This window comes from Paenibacillus allorhizosphaerae (genome assembly GCF_042659105.1).
GTDB lineage: Bacteria > Bacillota > Bacilli > Paenibacillales > NBRC-103111 > Paenibacillus_G > Paenibacillus_G allorhizosphaerae.
Genome location: NZ_JBHSRV010000001.1, coordinates 261,361 through 277,321, shown reverse-complemented (window position 1 = coordinate 277,321; position 15,961 = coordinate 261,361). Strand labels below are relative to the sequence as shown.

The following is a 15,961-nucleotide window of genomic DNA, read 5'->3' as shown; positions in this document are numbered from 1 at the left end:
CACATATCGTAAAATCGCGAGATGTTTCCAAAAAATCTGATAATTTAATTTAGCCCCGAATCCAATATGATGAAGTAAATAATGAAAGCGCAAACATTGAAGAAATGATGCCGACAACGGGGAGGCGGTATTTTGAAAAACGCAGCGGTGCTAAGCAGGCAAATGAGCGTGTCGGCCAGATCGAGTCTGATGAAGCGTTTGAGATCGCATAAAGTGCTGCTGTTGATGATGGTGCCGGGCATCGCCTATTTCATTATATTTCACTACATCCCGATGGCCGGCGTCGTCATCGCTTTTAAAGACTTCCGAATATTGCAGGGCATTGCCGCCAGCCCGTGGGTCGGCATGAAGCATTTCGACAAAGCGTTCTCCGATCCGTACTTTTACACCGTGCTCAAAAATTCCATCATCATCAGCATGCTTAAGCTGCTCTTCGGATTTCCCGCACCGGTGCTGTTCGCGCTCCTCATGAATGAAATACGCCATATGATCTTTAAAAAAGTGGCGCAAACCGTCTCCTATCTTCCTCACTTCATCTCATGGGTCGTCCTGTCCGGTATATTCATCAGTCTTTTTTCCCTGGAAGGCGCCGTGAACGGTTTTATGAGAATGTTTCATCTTACTCCCGTTATGTATATGGCGGAGCAGAGCTACTTTCGGTGGATTCTGGTCATCACGGACATTTACCAAAGTTTCGGATGGGATTCGATCATTTATTTTGCCGCCATTGCCGGCATCTCCCAGGAATTATACGATTCCGCGCTCATCGACGGGGCCGGCCGGTTCAAACGCATCCTGTACATTACGTTCCCCATGCTTCTGCCGACGATCTGCATCCTGCTCATTTTGCGGATGGCCTATATATTGGACGCCGGTTTTAACCAAATTTTCAATATGTATAATCCGACCGTGTACGAAGTATCGGATATTATCGACACTTACGTATACCGCAAAGGTCTCATCGAAGCGAATTACAGCTATTCTACGGCTGTGGGCCTCTTCAAATCCGTCATAGCTTTAATTTTGATCGTGACCGTCAATAAGGCGGTGAAAGCGATGGGGGGGAAGGATCACTCGTTATGGTGAGAACTGCCTATTTCCGAAGAACGCCGCTGGGGGAAATGCTGGTCGACGCCGTTCTTTATTTGATCGTACTGCTCATCATGTTCATCACCTTGTTTCCGTTCTGGAACCAGGTTGTGATCTCGTTAAGCTCAGGAAGTGCACTTTATTCAACGGAGGTGTTGCTGTTTCCGAAACAATGGACATTCGGCAGTTATTTGGTCGCGCTGAAGTACAAATCGTTATGGTGGGGGTTTTACAATTCGGTCGTTCGCGCAGCCGTCGGCGTGGTGCTAAGCCTGGTTTTTACGTCCATGTTCGCCTATGCGCTGTCCAAGAAGGAGCTGCCTTTCAACAGCTTGTTTACCGCGATGATTCTGTTCACCATGCTGTTCAGCGGCGGGCTCATTCCGCACTACTTGCTGATCAAAAACTTGGGGCTGTACAACTCGGTTTGGGCGCTCATATTGCCGTCGCTTATCAGCGCGTTCAATGTGCTGATCATGCGGAACTTTTTCAGGTCGATTCCGGAAGGCCTCGAAGAATCCGCGAAGGTGGACGGCGCGGGATACTTTCTCATCTACTGGAAAATCGTTATCCCGTTATCGAAACCGGTGCTCGCGACGGTCGCTTTATGGGTGGCCGTCACCCACTGGAACGCGTGGTTCGACAGCCTGATTTACATCTCCGATCCGCATAAGCAGGTGCTTCAGGTTGTGCTGCGCAAAATCATCGTCGACAACAACATGGATGAATTCAATGCGATGCTGAACCAGGTGGATCAGCGAAACATGTTTTCGGGCAGGCAGCTGCAGGCGACGGTCATTATGTTATCCATGATTCCGATGCTGGTCGTTTATCCTTTTGTGCAAAAATATTTTGTCAAAGGCATCATGTTAGGCTCCGTGAAAGGATAGTTTCCATTGAAGGAGGCTTTCTTATGAAAAAAAGAGTCGTAACGGCATTCACGAGCGCTGCGCTGCTTGCGGGCCTGATTGCCGGCTGCACCGCACCCGGTGACGGCGGCAAAGGTTCGTCTCCCGGCGGAACCGCGCCGAGCCCGGACGAAGGCTCGCTTGCCAAGAAGCTGAGAATGGTCAATTACAGCTCGAACTTCGACAAAATGAACGTTAACGGGTTCGCATACAACCTGATCAAGCAAAAATTCAATGTAGACATCGAGCTACTGCCGATTCCAAACGATGTTAACGCAAGAAAAGACGCGATTTTTCTCAAAATCGCTTCAGGCGAAATTCCGAATACATGGAGCGATTTGCGCTTTCCCGATTATAACAAGCTGGTCAGAGAAGGCGCGGTTGCGGAAATACCCGAAGAACTGCTGCAAAAATATGCGCCGAAGTATATGGCATGGCTAAAGAAGCACCTGGGCGACGATCCGTTCAAGTATACCCGGCGCGACGGCAAAAACTACTCTATGCCGATTATTTGGACGCTGGGACCGACGCAGCGCGTTCTCGGAATACGTCAGGATTGGCTGGACAAAGTCGGCATCACGAAGAAACCGGAAACGCTCGATGAGCTGGAGAACGCGCTGCGCAAATTCCGCAACGACGATCCGGACGGCAACGGCAAGAAGGATACGTATGGGCTAACGGGCAGAAGCGACTCCCTGGAGCAAATCTTCACTTCCGTATTTGGAGCTTTCGGCGTCTATCCGGGCGCATTCTATGAGGAAAACGGCAAAATCGTCAGGGGTGACGTTCAGCCGGGAGCGAAACAGGCGCTTACCGTCTTGAATAAGTGGTACACCGAGGATCTGCTCGACCCCGAGTTTGTGCTCAACAAGTCAACGAACGTCGAAGATAAAGTCGTTTCCGGGAAAGTGGGCATGGTGCAGGATTCGTGGTGGAGGTTTTTGCCGAGGGAAGCTTTCTTCTCGGGACTGCTCCATGACAAAACGAAAGAGAACAATCCGAATGCCAAATGGACTTTACTTGCAGGTCCGAAAGGACCGGACGGAAAACAGGGCATGACGCAGGGCAATCCGATTATAAGCTCGGGCGTACAGTTCGGCAAGCCGCTGGAGAAAAACCGCGAGCTGATGATCCGGTATATCCAGATTGCCGAGGAAAGGTCGTTTAACCCGCAATTTTATGAATCGCTTGTCTACGGAGAAAAGGGAAAAACATATCGTGTAACGGAAAGCGGCGATTTCGAATATATTCCGCCTTACGATAAAGAAGAGGAACGAATTAAATTCGGCATCGGCGAAGCATACGGCACCTCCTTCAACGATTACGACATGCAGGCGCCTTACGCGACGAAGAGCAATTTGAGACAGATGCGCAAAGATGCGGAAGCCGTCGCCAAGGGGAAATACGACATTCTCGCTGCGGTCGATATGCCGGAGTACTTCGAGGTGAAGGACAGACTGGATCAGATGACGCTCAAAAACTACGTCGATTTCATTATCGGCAAGCGTCCGGTCGGCCAGTTCGACCAGTTTGTGGATGAATGGAAAAAAGCAGGCGGCGCAAAAACGATGGAAGTGGCGCAGCGGGAATATGACAAGACGATGAAAAAATAAATAAAGGAAAGGCAGGTAACGACATGGGCGAAAGAACGAATACCGATTGGTTCAAGGAAGCCGGGTGGGGCGTATTCTGCCACTACTTGCCTACTCCCCCGAGCACGAACGAAGGCAGGCATCTGACGGCAGAGGAATGGAACCGTCGTGTCGACAGCTTCGATGTGGGACGACTCGCGTCACAATTGGAGAGCGTGGGAGCCCCATACTTCTTCATCACGATCGGCCAAAATACGGGACATTACTGCGCGCCGAACGCAACGTACGACTCGATCGTCGGTATCGATCCGAGCAAATGCTCCAGACGGGATCTGATCGGCGAGCTGTCCGACGCTTTGGCCGGCCGGGGCATCAGGCTGCTTGTTTATCTTCCGAGCGGCGCGCCGGCTGCGGACCGTACCGCCATGGAGAGACTGGGCTGGGAGTGGGGTTTCGAAGGCGGATGGGGAAAGCCCCGGAGCCCGGAAGCAAAGCAGCTCGTTGTCGTCACTACCGAGAAAGGCACCCGGAATGCCGTGCCTCAGAGCAAGCTTGAGCGCGTAAGGACGGGCAAAAGGCTGGCGGAATTCCAGAATAACTGGGAAGCCGTCATCACGGAATGGTCCTTGCGATGGGGGAACAAGGTGAGCGGCTGGTGGATCGACGGCTGTTATTTTGCCGACGAGATGTACCGCCACCCGGATGCGCCGAACTTCCAAAGCTTCACGGCTGCGCTGAAAGCCGGCAATCCCGACAGCATTGTAGCCTTCAATCCCGGTGTCCTTACGCCGGTCATCTCCCATACGGAGCATGAAGATTACACGGCTGGAGAAATCTCGAAGGTGCTGCCGGTTCCATTCGGCCAAGACCAGGGACGTTATGTGGACGGCGCGCAGTACCACGTCTTAAGCTATCTCGGATTGTCGTGGGGGGAAGGAAATCCCCGGTTTGGAAACGAGCTTGTGATCGGTTATACGAAGCTGGTCCGGCAGCGTGAAGGCGTCATAACGTGGGATGTACCGATTACATACGACGGATGTATACCGGAATCGTTCATCCAACAGCTGCAGGCATTGAATCAAGGTTTGTCGGTGTCTGGCAGTTAATAGAGTTTTCTCGACGCATGCAGTATTCTAAGATCCGCCGGAAAGGAAGGGTGGCATGGAAACGAGGAGAAGTGTCGACTGGTTTAAAGAAGCGAAATGGGGGGTGTTTTGCCACTACTTGCCCAAACCCCCGAAGGATGCCGCGGCAGGAAGCACGTTGTCTGCCGGGCAGTGGAACGAACGGGTGGATCGCTTCGATGTGGAAGGGCTCGCTTCCCAGCTGGACAGCGTTGGGGCCAAGTACTTTTATCTCACTCTCGGCCAAAATACAGGCCACTACTGCGCTCCTAACGAAACGTATGATTCCATCGTCGGCATAGAGCCAAGCAAATGCTCCAAAAGGGATTTGGTCAACGATTTGGCGGACGCATTAGCCGTTAAGGGCATCAGGCTGCTTGTCTATTTGCCGAGCGGTGCGCCGGACCGGGACCCGATTGCGATGGAAAAGCTGGAGTGGGAGAACGGCTACATTCCCGGTACGGGAAACCGTCACAATCGGCAGCGTACGGGCAAAAGGCTTGCGGAATTTCAGCGGAGATGGGAGGCCGTCATTGCCGAATGGTCGTTGCGCTGGGGAAACAAGGTGAACGGGTGGTGGATCGACGGCTGCTACTTCGCCGACGAGATGTACCGGTTCCCGGACGCACCGAATTTCGAAAGCTTCGCGGCAGCCATGAGAGCCGGCAATCCGGACAGCATCGTCGCTTTCAATCCGGGGGTCATCGTGCCGGTCATCTCGCACCGCACGGAGCATGAAGATTATATCGGAGGGGAAGTCATCCGGTCATTCCCCGTCGGGCAGCAGGAGCGGTGGCTCGAGGGCAGGCAGTATCACATATTAAGCTTCCTCGGATCCGATTGGGGGCAGGGCGAACCGAGCCTTCCGGACGAGTTCGTCATCGGCTACACGAAACATGTCAACGACAGCGAGGGTGTCGTCACCTGGGATGTGCCCATATCGCATGACGGGCTGATCGAGCAGCCGTTTATGGAGCAATTAAAGGCTTTACATGCAGGGCTGTCGTCGGCAGCCGTACGATAACAACGAATGGAGGGTTTCAAATGAATAGCAAAGAAAAATATTTGTTCGACATTCAAGGTTATCTTCTCGTGGAGAACGTCTTAAGCAAGGAAGAACTCGCTGCAATGAACCGGGCGATCGACGAAAAACAGGCGGCCGGCGAGCCGATCCGGAACTTCCTGATGTGGGAGGAACCCGGATTCCGGAGTTTGATAAATCATCCGAATACCAAACCGTATCTGAAGGCCATGTTCGGACGACACTACCGGCTCGATCACGAGTACGCGATTATCCATAATAAGGGCGACAAGCCGCTGCAGCTTCATGGCGGGAACAACCCGTTCGATCCCGGACAATTTTATTATGTTCAGAATGACCGCGTATACAGCGGGCTGACGGTGTATTCGTTCGCTCTATCGGATATCGGGCCGGAAGACGGTGGTTTCTGCTGCGTACCCGGAAGCCATAAAGCGAGCTTTAAGCTGCCGGAGGAATACAGGCATTATGATGAAATCGGACCGACGATTCATGTGCCGCAGAAGGCAGGGGATCTGCTGATCTTCACGGAGGCGCTGACGCACGGCACCTTCCCGTGGCAGGGGCAACAGCAAAGACGATCGTTCCTGTATAAGTACGCTCCGCTCATGATCGCATGGAGGAAATATGACCGTACGCCGGAATTGCTTGAGATGCTCACGCAGGAGCAAAAGGAAATTCTGGATCCTACGTATCATCCTTATTTGCGCGATCAGTACGTTTACGTAGAATAGATTTTTAATAAAGCAGGCATCTCCCTGAATGGGCTGGGCGATTTGGGGAGGTGTTTGCGATTTGAATACGAATGAGGAAGCGACCGATGACGACGAAGAAACACACCAAGTTGTCCCTCTGGGTGCTTGCCTGGCCCATCATGATTGAGATGCTGCTGCAATTCATGATCGGAACCGCCGATACGCTTATGGTGAGCCGAATTTCCGACCATGCCGTAGCGGTTGTTGGGATCAGCAATCAATTTTTCATGTCGGCTATCATTTTGTTTATGATGATCACGAGCGGTGCAGGGGTACTCATTGCACAGAAAATAGGGGCCGGACAGGAACAAGACGCCAGGACCGTAGCGGTCATGACGCTGCAGATCACTTTCGGGCTCGGCATTATCGTGAGCGCGTTTCTTTATTTCGGTGCGCACCTGGTTTCGGCATGGCTGCAAATCCCGATGGAGCTTCAACCCTTGGCCGTTACTTATATATCGGTTGTCGGAAGCGGCACGATGTTTACGAGCCTGATGCTAGCTTTAAGCACGATCATCCGCAATACCGGCAATACCAAAAGCCCTATGTATATTTCAATCGGAATGAATATCGTCCATGTCTTTTTTAATTACTTGTTTATTTTCGGTGCGCTCGGATTTCCGCAATGGGGACTGTATGGGGTTGCGCTGTCTACAGTCATGAGCCGCGGACTTGCCGTGATCGTCTTGCTGTATGTACTGCGCAGCGCCTTCTCGGAGCCCATCAAGCGGCGCGATTACAATTTGTTCCGGTGGCCGCTGCTCAAGGAAGTGCTGCGCATCGGCTGGCCGATGTCGATTAACGGAGCTTCGTGGACGTTCTCGCAAATTACGATATTCGCGCTCATCGCCTCGATTGGTGCAACGGAATTAGCTGCCAGAACTTATTTGAATACATTGGAATCGTTTTGTTTTTTGCTGGGGATGTCATTATCGATGGCCGGACAAATTCAAATCGCCCAGCTTTACGGTGCTGCACGGCTATCCGAGACATATGAAACGGCTTGGCGGGTGCTGAGAACGGGGCTCGCCGTCGTCATGGTCAACACCGTATTGCTGGTCGCTTTCGGAAGGGTGATTTTGCAATGGTTCACATCGGACAACGACATCCTCGTATTAGGGGTTTCCGTCTTACTCATGAACTTGATCCTGCAGCCCGCCAAAATGGTGTGCAACACGTTCATCAGCTCGCTTAGCGCGATCGGCGATACCCGTTTTATCGCGGTGGTCGGCGTTTCGTCCATGTGGGCCGTTTCGGTCGGACTGACGTACGTATTCGGCATCTCGCTGCATTGGGGGCTGCTTGGTATTTACGCGGCCATGACGCTGGACGAATATGTCCGGGGAGCGCTTTATATTATGCGTTGGCGGCAAAAGAGGGCGATGTGGGGATTCGGACCATGGAACGGGCAGAACAATGCGACAACAAGCGTACGCTCGGAGATCGAAACGTAAGGAAAGGGGTATGCGGCGATGTCTAAGAAAATACAAGTGACGGTTTGGAACGAGTTTTGGCACGAGCAGCACCAGGATAACATTAAGGCAGTGTATCCGGAAGGCATTCACCAGGTCATCGCGAACCATTTGCAAAAGCAGCCGGACATGGAGGTTCGGACAGCGACGCTGTATGATCCGGAGCACGGACTACCGGACGAGGTCATCGAACGGACGGACGTGCTGATTTGGTGGTCGCACTTGAAGCATGGCGAGGTGCCCGACGATCTGGTCGACAAGATGTATAGGCGCGTGATCGCCGGAATGGGGACGATTTTTCTGCACTCCTCCGCTGGCTCGAAATTGTTCAAAAGACTCATGGGTACGGCCGGCGGCCACAAATGGCGGGAAGCGCATGAGAAGGAACGGCTGTGGGTACTTAAGACGGGGCATCCCATTGTCGACGGCGTTCCTGAGTATTTCGAGCTGCCAGAGGAGGAAATGTACGGCGAATATTGGGATATTCCGGAGCCCGACGAGCTTATTCTAGCAAGCTGGTTTGAAGGCGGCGAAATTTTCCGTAGCGGGATTACGTATACGCGGGGCAGGGGGAGGCTGTTCTATTTCCGGCCCGGCCACGAGGAATACCCTTCGTACTATAACGGCAACGTGCTCAAAATTATCGAGAACGCGACGCGCTGGACAGCGCCTCTGGCGTCTCCGCCGGATGTGACGAGCGGAAATGTACGTTCGATCGAGCCGATTGACGGATTTGTCCGCGACGGCCGCGGCAACCGGGTCGAGTAAATGGGTTATGACATGAAATCCGTAAGGAGAACCGGGCTTTATGCCGACTGAACGTAACCCGAACCCGACGGTTTATCCGATTCTGCTCGTCATTAGCATCGCTCATTTGATCAACGATTCCTTGCAAGCCGTTATCCCGGCTTCTTACCCGATCCTGCGGGATTCGCTGCATTTGTCCTACACGCAGCTCGGCTTGATCACGTTCATTCTTTATTTCTCTTCCTCCGTGATGCAGCCCTTTGTCGGCGCATTCGCGGATACGCGGCCGACGCCGTACATTTTGCCATCCGGCATGCTGCTTTCCTTGTTCGGCATGCTGGGGCTCGCTTATGCACCAGGTTATGTTGCGGTACTCTGTTCCGTTATACTCGTAGGCACGGCTTCGGCTATGTTTCATCCGGAAGGTGCAAGGATCGCTTACCTCGCCGCCGGTTCGAAGAGAGGCTTCGCGCAATCGCTATTTCAAGTCGGCGGCAATGCGGGCAGCGCGATGGCTCCGCTGATGACGGCGCTTATCTTTTATCCGTTCGGGCAAAAGGGAGCGGTTTGGTTCACCTTGGTCGCTGCGGCCGGGGCGGCACTCCAAATGTGGGTAGCCCGCTGGTATAAGGACCGCTTGCTGCTTTCTTCGAGAGGAACGAAAAGCAAGTCCGACGCCGAGGGAGTGAATGTTCAGCAGCAGCGAGTTGTCGGAGCGATCGTTGTCATCATCTTGATCGCGTTTGCCAGATCGCTCTTCGGGTCCAGTGTAGGGACGTATTTCGTCTTTTATTTGATGGAGCAATTCCGGATGTCCGTCCCGGAGGCGCAGATGTATATTTTCCTCTACGCGGGAGCGGGCATTGTGGGGACGTTTCTTGGCGGTCCGCTGTCGGACCGCATCGGGCGGAAAGCCGTTATGCTGTTATCCGTGCTGGGAGCTGCGCCGTTCGGCATTCTGCTTCCATACGCCGGCGAGCTGTGGCTGTATCCGCTGCTTATGATGCTAGGACTTATTAATCATAGCAGCTTCTCGGTTACGGTAGTATACGTTCAAGAGCTGGTGCCTGGAAAGATTGGCATGGTATCCGGTCTCATTACCGGTCTTGCCTTCGGAATGGGTGCCATCGGCACGGTTGTTGTCGGCGCGATGATCGATTTGACGAGTCTTTCCGCCGTCATCGTCGCTTGTACATTTATGCCGCTGTTCGGCGTCATCGGCTTCCTGCTCCCATCCGATCGCAAATTTCGCAACCGGCCGGAAGGAATGGAGAGTAAGGCGTAGATAGCGGGCAAGTACCGAATGCTTTGTACGCCGAAATTCACAACTTATTTTCATGTGACAAGTCCGTTCAAGGAGGAATGCAAATGGAACGAATGAGAGTGATTCAGGTTGGCGTGGGCGGATTCGGGACCTATTGGCTCAAGCACATCCAGGCCGTCCAATCGATAGAGCTCGTTGCCATCGCAGAGGTACAGCAAGAAAAGCTCGCGGAAGGGGTGAGGCTGCTCGCGGACCGGAGCGTACCGGCTTTCACGTCGCATGAAGAAGCATTCCGTGCGGTCAAAGCCGATCTCGCACTTCTGATTACGCCGCCGCCGACCCGCCACCGGTTAACCCGGGACGCCCTGGAGGCCGGTATGCACGTAATCGTGGAAAAGCCGATGGCGTCGAATTTCCGGGAAGCCCTTGCGCTGCTTGACATTGCAAGGAAATATGACAAGGTCGTATCCGTCAACCAAAACTACCGCTGGACGCCGGAAATGAAAGCAATTCGAACGGCTTTGGCATTGGGGCTGATCGGCAAGCCCGAGGTCGTGGAATGGCAGTTTGCGCGGGACGGCTCCCGGAACCGAGGCCCGCAGGCCGAATGGAGAAGAAATCGTGAAGAGCCGCTGCTGACGGAGCTGAGCATCCACCACTTCGATTTGATGCGGTATTTGCTGAATGCGGAGCCGGTGTACCTGTTTGCAAGCAGCTTCTCACCGACCTGGAACGATCGGGGCGGGAACAGCTCGGCATCCGTGATCCTCAAGTTCGCAGGCGGGATTCACGTCAATTATTTTGCCAGCAGCGCCAATAAAGGCAAGGACTCGACCTGGACGGGCAACTTCCGGATTGTAGGGAACGCAGGAGCGCTGGAGTTTGCGGACGGCATGGCGTACCACGTAACGGAAGCAGAGGAGCGCCGTCCTCTGGAACTGCAGGAGCTGGAATACCACAACGTAGCGTACACGGTGAACGATTTCGTGGAAGCGGTGCGTGCAGGCCGCAGACCGGCCACTTCAATCGAAGACAATCTCATCAGCTTCTCCATGGTGGGCGCGGCGGTGGAATCATCGAAAACGGGCAAGGTTGTGCGGCTGGATACGGGGTTTTACCAAGCATATTAAGCGGAGGAAGCGATAGACGGCGAGCTGCGGCCATCCGCGGGATCCGCCGTGTGCCCGAAGCCGAAATGAATACGGCTCCCGATTCAGACCGGTCAACGCATGACGCGGCAGACGCGCTTCAATGTACTAAGCCTTGTAGCCGAGAAAGGGGTACATGTATAATGGCGGGAAAAATTCGGATTACGATATGGAACGAGTTTTACCATGAGCAGCGTCTGGCTGTTGTCAAAGAAATTTACCCGGAAGGAATTCACAGAGCGCTGGCGGACTATCTGGAAAATGCGCCTGACCTTGAGATCGCTACCGCCACGCTGTACGATCCGCATCAAGGGCTGCCGGACGACGTGATAGAGAAGACGGACGTTCTCATCTGGTGGTCGCACCTCAAACACGAAGAGGTGTCCGACGCTATCGTCGACAAGTTGCACCGCCGTATCATCGAAGGGGCGATGGGGGCGATTTTTCTCCATTCGGCTTCGGGCTCCAAGCTGTTCAAACGACTGATGGGCACGACCGGCGGCGGCAAGTGGAGGGAAGCGCATGAGAAGGAACGGCTCTGGGTGCTTAAGCCTGGCCATCCGATCGTGGACGGCATAGGCGAGTACATTGAGCTGCCTCACGAAGAAATGTACGGCGAGCCCTCGAACATTCCGGAGCCGGACGAACTGATCTTTATGAGCTGGTTCGAAGGCGGCGAAGTGATGCGGAGCGGCAATGCTTATACGAGAGGGAAAGGCAAAGTGTTCTATTTCCGGCCCGGCCACGAGGAATATCCGACGTATTATAACAAGGATGTGCTGAAGGTGATTGAGAATGCGGCGCGATGGGTCGCTCCGCTGAACGCTCCGCCTTCGATTACGACGGGCAACGTGCCGTCGCTAGAGAAGATTAAAGGATTCCACCGCGACGGCCACGGGAATCGGATCGAATCGGTTTGACCGGCATAACACGAAAAAACGGCTCCTTTTGCAGTTGCGGGGAGCCGTTTTTTGATATACACAGGACGAACGAACTTGCAATGATTCATCGCCGTTTATGAATACCCGACGCTTTTAGGATAAGCTTCGGTTGACCGCAGCCTGCAAATAACGGTGCAGCAGAGCGAAGTCCAGCTCATTGCTGCGCACCGATTTGCGGAATTTGGCCGGCGTAATGTTCATCAAGTCGGCGAACACTTTGCTGAAATAATGCACCGTCTCGAAGCCGACTTCGGACGATATGTCCTCGATGTTAATGTCGGTATACACAAGAAGATAGGCGGCTCGCTTTATGCGTTCATTGCGAACCCAGGAAGGAAAAGTCAGCCCGAGCTGCTCTGAGAGCAGGCGGGAGAGCTGTCTCTCCGACAAGTGAATCTCCTGAGCCAGCTCCTTGAGCGTCAATTTGTTCGACAGATGGTTCATGATATAGTCTTTGGCTTCTTTCAGCGCTCCCGAGTACACGGGCTCAGTTGCGTGCTCCGCAGTGAAGGATTCGCTATACCGGGAAAACATCGAGAGCGACGTCAGCAGCAGCGAATGGGCAAGCTTCTCCGCAGCCATAGGATAATCGATCGCCTCTCCCGAACAATAGGCAATGAGCGCTTTCCAAGTGAGCACTGCCGCGGATTGTTCCGCATCGGCGATAAACATATGATGAAACCGTTTTAATCTTTCGAACGTTTGTACGACTTGTGGGTCAGCAGCTTCCTGGATAAGGTCAAAGGCGACAAACAGCAGAAGCATACCGTCCTCGCTCTCGATATGGTGGGAGCTGTTAGGCTTGGAGCAATAAAGCGTGCCTTGGCGAAGCGGATACGTTATGCCGTTATGAACATAAGTTCCTACCCCTTCAGCCACATAACATATCTCAAAAAAAGAATGCGCATGAGGCATGTTGCCGCGATGCCGCGGCTTGCCTCCCCAATAATGAATGAAGAAGGAGGCCGGAGGCCCCTGAAGGCTCGTTACATGCTCATTTAGGTACAAGCTGCTTTTTTGGCATGCCGCTATAGTGGGGACCACGTACTTTCCTCCTTTGATCTTCTGAATTAGATCGGGATGGTTTCAAGACGAGGCTGATTGAGGGAAGCGGCAGCTCCTTGTTAGAGTATCGGTGCTGCCATTTTCTCTTAACGGCCCCATTATAGCATGAAAATTGCAAAAATAAGGCGTGAATTTGAAAAGACAGCCCAGGCTGCACACTCTATACTGAAAAAGAAGCAGAAGAAATCAACATATGCGGCGGTTTTCTCTATACGCCTGCGCGGTGCAGCGTCACACAATACGCAGTCCCCAAAAAGCCGATCACTTGCCGCTGCAATACGCACTCGATCAACAGCCTGCGCAGAACAACGGTCAAACGGATCATTTGGAAAACGCTTACCAACGTCATGCTGAAGGACTTATTATGAAAACGAATGCGAAAGGCGGTCAAACGGATGACTACGATAACCGGCGCAAGAACTGCGCCTGCCGGCATACTGGGGTTTCCGGTAGCGCCGATGGATCGAAACGGCCAGCTGGATGTGCAGGCTTTTGAACGAAATGTAGGGTTTCTTATTGATGAAGGATTGTCGGCCATCTTCGTCGCTTGCGGTTCCGGCGAATTTCATGCGCTGTCGCATCAAGATTATCGGCTCATGGTCGAAACGGCGATGTCGGTAGCCCAGGACAAGGTTCCCGTCTATACCGGCGTTGGAGGCAACATTACCCATGCGCTGGAACTTGCCAAGCTATCGGAGGTACTGGGTGCGGACGGCTATTTGATCCTCCCGCCTTATCTGATCGAAGCGGAGCAGGAAGGGCTGTACCGGTATTTGAACGCCATAGTCTCAAGTACGGATTTGAATGCCATTGTGTATCAGCGGGATAATTGCGTTCTAACGCTAAATACGCTGCAGCGGCTGCTCGTGCATCCTCAGCTTGTCGGATTGAAGGATGGACTAGGGAATATGGACTTGAATATCGAACTGACGCAAACGATCGGCAGCAGGCTCCGCTGGCTGAACGGCATGCCAATGGCCGAAGTGACGATGCCGGCTTATGTCCAGTTAGGTTTCAGCGCGTATTCATCGGCCATTTCCAATTATATTCCACACATCTCGCGGTTGTTTTATGACGCGCTGCTCGGCGGCGATCAAGCGCTGCTAAGCGAGCTGTACCGGCATGTCATTTTACCGATCAATGCGATCCGCCGCCAACGAAAAGGCTATGCCGTAGCGTTGATCAAGGCAGGCATGCAAATCGTCGGCCAGCCGGTTGGCACGGATGTGCGTCCGCCGATCGTTCCGGTGGAAGAGGAGCATTACCGGAAGCTCGAGCAGATTATTAAGGTTGCGTTCGACCGGTTTCCCAAGCCGGGCGTTTCAACGAAGGAGGAGAACGTTCCATCATGACGGCAATGAACGGTAGTTCGACATATTTGAATTATATCGGGGGAACCTGGGTTCCGTCTCGCACAGGGGAAAGGGAAGCAAGCATCAATCCGGCGAATAAGCAGGAAGTCGTAGGTTATGTGCAGCAATCGGCGCTGCCGGATTTGGATGACGCCGTGCAGGCAGCTGCCGAAGCCCAAAAAGGATGGAAGCGTCTGGCTGGAAGCGCGAGAGGCGACTACCTGTACAAAGCTGCGGCCATCCTGGAGCGAAGGCTGGATGAGGTCGCGACGGCGATGACGAAAGAAATGGGTAAAACGCTCCAGGAAGCCAAAGGCGAGACGGCTCGCGGCGTTGCGATCCTGCGCTACTATGCCGGGGAAGGGATGCGCTCCGTTGGTGAAGTGATCCCTTCGACGGACAGCGAGGCGCTTATGTTCACGACCCGAGTCCCTCTAGGCGTCGTCGGCGTCATTACGCCGTGGAATTTCCCGGTGGCGATTCCGCTATGGAAGATCGCGCCGGCGCTTGTGTACGGCAACTCTGTCGTGATCAAGCCGGCATCGGAGACGGGCGTCACCTGCGCCAAGCTGATGGAATGCTTCGAAGAAGCGGGATTGCCTCCGGGCGTTATTAATATGGTCTTTGGTTCGGGCAGCGTCATAGGCCGCGGGATTGCGGAGCATCCCGGCATTCATGCCTTGTCGTTCACCGGCTCCAACGCGGTCGGCAAAACGATCGGTCAGGCGGCGCTTGCGCGCGGCGCCAAATATCAGCTGGAGATGGGCGGCAAAAACCCCGTCGTCGTCGCACCAGATGCCGATCTGGATTTGGCGGTGGAGGCGACCGTCAGCGGGGGGCTGCGTTCGACAGGGCAAAAATGCACGGCAACCAGCCGCGTCATCATTCATCAAGACATCTATGAACCGTTCAAGGAACGGCTGCTGCAGCGGATCGCGCAAATCAAGATCGGCAACGGTATGCAGGACGGCGTATGGATGGGCCCTTGCGCAAGCGAACGGCAGTTCAACACGGTGCAGGCCTATATCCGCAAGGGAGTCGAGGAAGGCGCCCGACTTCTGTACGGAGGCAGCATCCCCGAGGGAATCGGTTACACGGAAGGATATTTTATCGAGCCGACGGTGTTCGAGAATGTGACCTCGGACATGACCATTGCCCGGGAGGAAATTTTCGGTCCCGTGCTTGTATTGATGAAGGCCGAATCCGTAGAAGAAGCGCTGCGTTTGGCTAATGACACGGAATTCGGACTGAGCGCCTCTATTTTCACCTCGAATATCGGGGCGATGCTCGGTTTCATACAAGGGATGGACGCAGGGCTTGTGCGCATCAATGCGGAGAGTGCCGGGGTGGAGCTTCAGGCACCGTTCGGCGGCATGAAACAATCCAGCTCCCATTCCCGTGAGCAGGGACGCGCAGCGATCGAGTTTTTTACCGCTATCAAAACCGTGTTCGTCAAATCGTAACG

Annotated in this window: 15 protein-coding genes; 13 read left to right on the top strand and 2 right to left on the bottom strand. The window is 53.7% G+C overall.

Features of this window, described 5'->3' with window-relative positions; translation table 11 throughout:
- The first annotated feature begins 132 nt into the window (after positions 1 to 132).
- From ACFQI7_RS01100 to ACFQI7_RS01050, 11 genes are all read left to right on the top strand, one after another.
- Positions 133 to 1,086 (top strand): ABC transporter permease, encoded by a 954-nt coding sequence (locus tag ACFQI7_RS01100; protein WP_230414574.1) that lies wholly within the window; start codon positions 133 to 135, stop codon positions 1,084 to 1,086.
- The gene (locus tag ACFQI7_RS01095; protein ID WP_218096562.1) at positions 1,080 to 1,979 is read left to right on the top strand and encodes a carbohydrate ABC transporter permease; all 900 of its coding nucleotides are present in this window, start codon (positions 1,080 to 1,082) and stop codon (positions 1,977 to 1,979) included. Before ACFQI7_RS01100 ends, ACFQI7_RS01095 begins: the two co-directional genes overlap by 7 nt.
- A gap of 23 nt (positions 1,980 to 2,002) precedes the next feature.
- The gene (locus tag ACFQI7_RS01090; protein WP_218096561.1) at positions 2,003 to 3,610 is read left to right on the top strand and encodes a type 2 periplasmic-binding domain-containing protein; all 1,608 of its coding nucleotides are present in this window, start codon (positions 2,003 to 2,005) and stop codon (positions 3,608 to 3,610) included.
- Between the two features lie 23 nt (positions 3,611 to 3,633).
- On the top strand, positions 3,634 to 4,695 hold the full coding sequence (locus ACFQI7_RS01085) for an alpha-L-fucosidase (protein ID WP_218096560.1): 1,062 nt from the start codon (positions 3,634 to 3,636) through the stop codon (positions 4,693 to 4,695).
- A 55-nt stretch (positions 4,696 to 4,750) separates the two neighbouring features.
- Complete coding sequence (locus tag ACFQI7_RS01080) at positions 4,751 to 5,737, top strand: alpha-L-fucosidase (protein WP_218096559.1); 987 nt, start codon at positions 4,751 to 4,753, stop codon at positions 5,735 to 5,737.
- 20 nt (positions 5,738 to 5,757) lie between these two features.
- Positions 5,758 to 6,486, top strand: coding sequence for a phytanoyl-CoA dioxygenase family protein (locus tag ACFQI7_RS01075; RefSeq protein ID WP_218096558.1), 729 nt, complete (start codon positions 5,758 to 5,760; stop codon positions 6,484 to 6,486).
- Positions 6,487 to 6,572: 86 nt separating this feature from the next.
- Complete coding sequence (locus ACFQI7_RS01070) at positions 6,573 to 7,961, top strand: MATE family efflux transporter (protein ID WP_218096557.1); 1,389 nt, start codon at positions 6,573 to 6,575, stop codon at positions 7,959 to 7,961.
- 18 nt (positions 7,962 to 7,979) lie between these two features.
- Positions 7,980 to 8,747, top strand: coding sequence for a ThuA domain-containing protein (locus tag ACFQI7_RS01065; protein ID WP_218096556.1), 768 nt, complete (start codon positions 7,980 to 7,982; stop codon positions 8,745 to 8,747).
- A gap of 40 nt (positions 8,748 to 8,787) precedes the next feature.
- Positions 8,788 to 10,011, top strand: a complete 1,224-nt coding sequence (locus tag ACFQI7_RS01060; RefSeq protein WP_218096555.1) for an MFS transporter — start codon at positions 8,788 to 8,790, stop codon at positions 10,009 to 10,011.
- An 83-nt stretch (positions 10,012 to 10,094) separates the two neighbouring features.
- Positions 10,095 to 11,120 (top strand): Gfo/Idh/MocA family protein, encoded by a 1,026-nt coding sequence (locus ACFQI7_RS01055; RefSeq protein ID WP_218096554.1) that lies wholly within the window; start codon positions 10,095 to 10,097, stop codon positions 11,118 to 11,120.
- 161 nt (positions 11,121 to 11,281) lie between these two features.
- The gene (locus tag ACFQI7_RS01050) at positions 11,282 to 12,058 is read left to right on the top strand and encodes a ThuA domain-containing protein (RefSeq protein ID WP_218096553.1); all 777 of its coding nucleotides are present in this window, start codon (positions 11,282 to 11,284) and stop codon (positions 12,056 to 12,058) included.
- Between the two features lie 114 nt (positions 12,059 to 12,172).
- Here ACFQI7_RS01050 and ACFQI7_RS01045 read toward each other — a convergent pair whose 3' ends face one another.
- Together ACFQI7_RS01045 and ACFQI7_RS01040 are read right to left on the bottom strand one after the other, a co-directional pair.
- Positions 12,173 to 13,123 carry an AraC family transcriptional regulator gene (locus ACFQI7_RS01045; protein ID WP_218096552.1) on the bottom strand — a complete coding sequence of 317 codons (951 nt, stop codon included), beginning with the start codon at positions 13,121 to 13,123 and terminating at the stop codon, positions 12,173 to 12,175.
- Between the two features lie 229 nt (positions 13,124 to 13,352).
- Positions 13,353 to 13,493 (bottom strand): hypothetical protein, encoded by a 141-nt coding sequence (locus ACFQI7_RS01040; protein ID WP_218096551.1) that lies wholly within the window; start codon positions 13,491 to 13,493, stop codon positions 13,353 to 13,355.
- 46 nt (positions 13,494 to 13,539) lie between these two features.
- On the opposite strand from ACFQI7_RS01040, the gene kdgD reads away from it, so the two are divergent.
- Together kdgD and gucD are read left to right on the top strand one after the other, a co-directional pair.
- Positions 13,540 to 14,496 carry a 5-dehydro-4-deoxyglucarate dehydratase gene (gene kdgD, locus ACFQI7_RS01035; RefSeq protein WP_377516540.1) on the top strand — a complete coding sequence of 319 codons (957 nt, stop codon included), beginning with the start codon at positions 13,540 to 13,542 and terminating at the stop codon, positions 14,494 to 14,496.
- The gene (gucD, locus tag ACFQI7_RS01030; protein ID WP_218096550.1) at positions 14,493 to 15,959 is read left to right on the top strand and encodes an alpha-ketoglutaric semialdehyde dehydrogenase GucD; all 1,467 of its coding nucleotides are present in this window, start codon (positions 14,493 to 14,495) and stop codon (positions 15,957 to 15,959) included. Before kdgD ends, gucD begins: the two co-directional genes overlap by 4 nt.
- Positions 15,960 to 15,961 lie beyond the last annotated feature (2 nt).

Coding starts and splice junctions, on each gene's coding strand:
- ACFQI7_RS01095 (WP_218096562.1), top strand. CDS start 1,080: ATGGTGAGAACTGCCTATTTCCGAAGAACGCCGCTGGGGGAAATGCTG.
- ACFQI7_RS01090 (WP_218096561.1), top strand. CDS start 2,003: ATGAAAAAAAGAGTCGTAACGGCATTCACGAGCGCTGCGCTGCTTGCG.
- ACFQI7_RS01085 (WP_218096560.1), top strand. CDS start 3,634: ATGGGCGAAAGAACGAATACCGATTGGTTCAAGGAAGCCGGGTGGGGC.
- ACFQI7_RS01080 (WP_218096559.1), top strand. CDS start 4,751: ATGGAAACGAGGAGAAGTGTCGACTGGTTTAAAGAAGCGAAATGGGGG.
- ACFQI7_RS01075 (WP_218096558.1), top strand. CDS start 5,758: ATGAATAGCAAAGAAAAATATTTGTTCGACATTCAAGGTTATCTTCTC.
- ACFQI7_RS01070 (WP_218096557.1), top strand. CDS start 6,573: ATGACGACGAAGAAACACACCAAGTTGTCCCTCTGGGTGCTTGCCTGG.
- ACFQI7_RS01065 (WP_218096556.1), top strand. CDS start 7,980: ATGTCTAAGAAAATACAAGTGACGGTTTGGAACGAGTTTTGGCACGAG.
- ACFQI7_RS01060 (WP_218096555.1), top strand. CDS start 8,788: ATGCCGACTGAACGTAACCCGAACCCGACGGTTTATCCGATTCTGCTC.
- ACFQI7_RS01055 (WP_218096554.1), top strand. CDS start 10,095: ATGGAACGAATGAGAGTGATTCAGGTTGGCGTGGGCGGATTCGGGACC.
- ACFQI7_RS01050 (WP_218096553.1), top strand. CDS start 11,282: ATGGCGGGAAAAATTCGGATTACGATATGGAACGAGTTTTACCATGAG.
- ACFQI7_RS01040 (WP_218096551.1), bottom strand. CDS start 13,493: ATGACGTTGGTAAGCGTTTTCCAAATGATCCGTTTGACCGTTGTTCTG.
- kdgD (WP_377516540.1), top strand. CDS start 13,540: ATGACTACGATAACCGGCGCAAGAACTGCGCCTGCCGGCATACTGGGG.
- gucD (WP_218096550.1), top strand. CDS start 14,493: ATGACGGCAATGAACGGTAGTTCGACATATTTGAATTATATCGGGGGA.